Source organism: Myxacorys chilensis (assembly GCF_059505265.1).
Genome location: NZ_JCACKG010000180.1, coordinates 1 through 3,935, shown reverse-complemented (window position 1 = coordinate 3,935; position 3,935 = coordinate 1). Strand labels below are relative to the sequence as shown.

Genomic DNA, 3,935 nt, shown 5'->3' with positions numbered 1-3,935 from the left:
CCCAGAACGGTGTCGAGGTGACCACGGCCTACCGCCGGCAGCGCTATGGCCTGCCCAAGCTCGTGGCGGGCGTGCCCACCGAGCATGTCATGTTCCACCGCGCCGCCACGCTCGTGGGCGAGATCGCCCGTCCGAAGCCCTGGGCGAGGAACTGAAGGCCACGGCGCTCCGCCTGGGAGGGAGCGCGGAGCGGCTCGGGGCCCAACAGACTGATTCCGACATCTTCGCCGCTGGGATCATCCGGTCGCACGACTTCCTGCCCGCCGTGGCCGAGGGACGGACGGTGACCAAGCCGTGGATCGAAGAGGTGGAGGGTCGAACCGTTCGCTCCTCAGATGGGACCAGCGACGAGTTTGACGCAATCCTCTTCGGCACCGGCTACCGTCTCCCGCTCCCCTGGCTCGCGCCCAACGTGGCGACCGTGCTCGGTCTGGACGGCGTGCGCATCGACCTCCATGCTTACCCTTTCATCCCGATCTGCTCGGGCTGGCCTTCGTCGGCCTCTACGACCTGGTCGGTCCCTGCTTCCCGGCCCTCGAGCAGCAGGCACGCTGGGTGCCCTACGCCTGGCGTAGCACAGTCGCGGCGCCCAACCCGGCTGAATTGGAGGCTGGCCTCGTCGCCGCCCGCACAGCCTGGGACGGCCCGCAAAGCCGCCCGATTAACGCGATGGCCCGCGGCTTTGCCGGCCTTGCTGGCGTGGAGCCCGATCTTGCCGCCTGGCCCAACCTCGAGCGCGCCCTCCTCTTCGACCCGCTCTCGGCGGTATCGTTCGGCCTCTCGGAGCCGGACGCGCTCCCGGAGGCGTCACAGCGCACGCGAGAGGCTGCGGCCGCCTTAAGGCGTATCACCGGACCGGCGTTCGAGCCCGAGGAGCAAGGTCTGCGCGACCTCGTCCGCGGCGCCTTCCCCCAAACAGCCTGAAGCGGAACTGCGCCAAAGAGATCAGGCCAGTCCGTTTCGCCCAGCGGTCAGGGCCCACCCCGATGGCGCAGGCCACACCTCCCTGTTGCGCCGGCGTACGCCGGCCATGGCCGGGCGTGCCGCCTGGCACGGATGGCCTAGCAACCCGGGCTGGCGCCGATCTGGACCGTAGGTCCCGGCCGCGCCAAGGTGCAATCTCCAAGGCCGAAGGGGGCGAGAGGACAATGATGCCAGGCAAGCCTCGGGTTCTCGACCGTGCCGACTGGGCCACCCATCCCGCGCTCTGGAAGGGGCGCGTCGAGGGGCACGACCTTAGGGCCGACGTCACCGTCCTCCTCTATGCCACCGAGGAGGTCGGGGCCGAGCCGCGCTGGCACGTCCACCCCTATGACGAGTTCTTCATCATCCGTGAGGGGCGGCACTGTTCACTGTGGGCGAGGAGCAATTCGAGGCCGGGGCCGGCCCGATCGTCTTCGCCCCGGCCGGGATCCCGCACAAGTTCCGCAACATCGGCCCGGGGCGACTCGAGACGACCGACATCCATGTCCAGCGACCGCTGGATCCAGACCATCCTGCCGACCCCGAAGACAGCTCCCTATGACAAGAGTCCTTCAGTCGGACTGAACGGGTCCAGAATGCCTAGTCGGGCCACAAGGTCGGGCGATCCGGTCAGGACGTAGCCATGGTCCGTCTCATACTCGAACCGGATCATGCGAAGGCTCCAGGGCGGCCTACAGACCGCGATTCCGGTGGAATCCACAACCGGACCATCCGTCAGTTGCTCAGGCTGCCTGAGCCCGGAGCCTTGCGCGCCTGGTAAGCGTCAAGGCCACCCCGGCGGCGATCACCGCTATGAACGCCAGCACCGCCGCGGCGACGCCCATGGCGGTCCCGCTGCCTGCCATCTGGCCGGGATAGGTTTCCACTTGCGACGGATCCTCGGGCAGGTAGCGGATCTCGACCCGGTCGCCGACCGCCACGTCGTCGTAGGTCGCCTCCGGCACCCCAACCTCGACACGCTGGATCTGGGAATCGACCTCGAAGACATAGGTCACCTCGTAGGAGGTCCGGGTCCGCTGGCTGCCGGTGCCTGTGGAGCGCCGAGTGGTCTCCCGTTCCTTGTCCATCACCGTGGCAATGGCGGTCTGGCCATGGTCGGCCAGAGCCTGGGCGGTCGACCGGGCCTCCTGCGCAAGCAGGGCGAAGACGAGGGCCATGGGGCCGCAGATCAGGGTGACGAAGCCACCCCGCTTCAGGACATCGATGAACATGAGCGCAATCCTTGAGGTGCAAAGGCTTGACATGCAGTGTCAGCACACAGCCATCGCTATGGATCGACCTCAAGTCAGGATGGCCTGACCTCCGAATACGTGGATCTCCCCTGCCCTTCTCAGCTTCCGACTGCTGCTCCTGGTAGGACTCTCCAGAGGTCAAACGACCTCAAGGTACACGTCTAGATTCCCCTTAGTTCTTCCCCGTGTCTGGAAGCATTCCGTACCGAGCCACGGCAGGTCGGGAATCCGCCACTTCGCCTGTCCCACACCCTGCGTCATAGCTGCCTCGAGGCCCGAGTCGGGCGGAGCAGACAGTTGCGGAAAGGCTGTGGCATCATGGGCATCATGCGGTTCGGTCTTCCGGGCCTGCTATCCAGCCTAGCAGGAGTTGCGCTCGCCAACCAACCACCCGGCCAGGAGCCCACTTGGTTCAGCCCTCTTCCCGAGGTATTCTTTGCCGCGCCCTGGGGCTCACGCTCCTGGAGTATGCGCCCGACTGGATCGGGATTGGCTATCCGTCCCCGGAGAACGGCTTCCTCCCCGAGGTCGATGTTCGCGCCTTCCAAGGCAACCCCGAGGCCGAGACCTCCGACTTCGAGACCTTTGCGCTCGCTGCCATCCGCAACACCTGTGCAGCCGACGGCCTGGGCGAGACGATCCACTGCGACGTCGTCCGTCAGCACCAGCGCTTCACCACGGACGCCGGACTTGAGGGCGACGTACTCTACTTCGATCGGGTCCACGAGACCACGGATCCGCAACGGAAAGAGGTCGAGGCCTATGGACCGGTCTTCCTGTTCGACCTGTCGGGCCGGACCACGGGGGAGGAATGGATCGCCCTGGTGGTCCAGCCCATGCCCACGCTGGATTTGGACGTGATCAATGATCGCCCTCTCTTCGACGTCGCTCGGACCGACGAGGTCGCCTCGGGACCAATGGAGGACCGATGGATCATGATGACGCTTCGCGTTCTCAAAGATTGCCGACGTGATCATGCGGCTCTCTCAAACGAGGTCACAAGATGACGCCGGCCCGCGCGGCTTCCGCACGGGCGACGGTCCTCGCAGTGGCCTTTGCCAGCGTTGCTGCTGCTTTGGCCGGACCGGCCGTGGCCCAGAGTCCGCACGGGCCAGCCTTCGCATCCTGCCTGGCCGCGCACGCGACGCTCGACGGCTATGTCGAGGGCTTCGAGGCGGACGGCTGGATTCTGGTCCAAGACGAGGCGCGCGACAGCGCCCTCCTCGGCCCGGCCGAGGTCTACCACCGGGCGCGCCTCTTCCCGCCCCCCGAGACCTCGCTCGCCGAACTTGAGGATACGCTCGCGGAGGTGCGCGAGTGGAGCCGGGACCAGTTCGCCGATGCGGCGGTGCTGACCCGCGACGAAGCCGCCGTCGTAGTTCAGCTCCTCACGCACAACCTGCCGACGCAGGTTCTCTGCATCGTGGCCGCCGCTGTCCTTCCCGAGACCGACACCTTCCTGGCCCGAGGCGCGCCGAGCCGCTTCGGCGGCATTGCCATGGCCTCCTTCGAGCCGCCCGAGCCCCCCGGCATCACCGATCTCCGCATCGACGCTCTGCGCATCCACCGCGAGGTGAATCCGCCCGAGCCCCTGCCCGGCACCGAGGCGATGATCGTCAGCTTCACTCTGGTAGAAGGCGGCTGATGCCTCTGGAGCCGGATCTTCCGCCGCATGCTCCTCGCCATCCTGGGCGCTCCGGTGCTCATGCGGGTGCTGCG

General features: G+C 67.1%; 5 protein-coding genes. 4 read left to right on the top strand and 1 reads right to left on the bottom strand.

The features are described 5' to 3' along the window. Positions 1-555 precede the first annotated feature (555 nt). Both AC5JLB_RS15135 and AC5JLB_RS15130 read left to right on the top strand, forming a co-directional pair. Positions 556-924 carry a hypothetical protein gene (locus AC5JLB_RS15135; RefSeq protein ID WP_495874655.1) on the top strand — a complete coding sequence of 123 codons (369 nt, stop codon included), beginning with the start codon at positions 556-558 and terminating at the stop codon, positions 922-924. Between the two features lie 421 nt (positions 925-1,345). Continuing rightward, positions 1,346-1,525: a cupin domain-containing protein gene (locus tag AC5JLB_RS15130; protein ID WP_495874656.1), complete on the top strand. Its 180-nt coding sequence runs from the start codon at positions 1,346-1,348 to the stop codon at positions 1,523-1,525. 181 nt (positions 1,526-1,706) lie between these two features. On the opposite strand, the gene AC5JLB_RS15125 is transcribed toward AC5JLB_RS15130, so the two are convergent. After that, on the bottom strand, positions 1,707-2,195 hold the full coding sequence (locus tag AC5JLB_RS15125) for a DUF3592 domain-containing protein (RefSeq protein ID WP_495874654.1): 489 nt from the start codon (positions 2,193-2,195) through the stop codon (positions 1,707-1,709). A 428-nt stretch (positions 2,196-2,623) separates the two neighbouring features. Here AC5JLB_RS15125 and AC5JLB_RS15120 point away from each other — a divergent pair, with 428 nt between their 5' ends. Continuing rightward, the gene (locus tag AC5JLB_RS15120) at positions 2,624-3,223 is read left to right on the top strand and encodes a hypothetical protein (RefSeq protein WP_495874653.1); all 600 of its coding nucleotides are present in this window, start codon (positions 2,624-2,626) and stop codon (positions 3,221-3,223) included. Continuing rightward, positions 3,220-3,861 (top strand): hypothetical protein, encoded by a 642-nt coding sequence (locus tag AC5JLB_RS15115; RefSeq protein WP_495874652.1) that lies wholly within the window; start codon positions 3,220-3,222, stop codon positions 3,859-3,861. The genes AC5JLB_RS15120 and AC5JLB_RS15115 overlap by 4 nt, the downstream gene beginning before the upstream one ends. Positions 3,862-3,935 lie beyond the last annotated feature (74 nt).

Excerpts from the sequence above, each read along its gene's own strand:
- AC5JLB_RS15115 (WP_495874652.1), top strand. The coding sequence starts at position 3,220 with ATGACGCCGGCCCGCGCGGCTTCCGCACGGGCGACGGTCCTCGCAGTG.
- AC5JLB_RS15125 (WP_495874654.1), bottom strand. The coding sequence starts at position 2,195 with ATGTTCATCGATGTCCTGAAGCGGGGTGGCTTCGTCACCCTGATCTGC.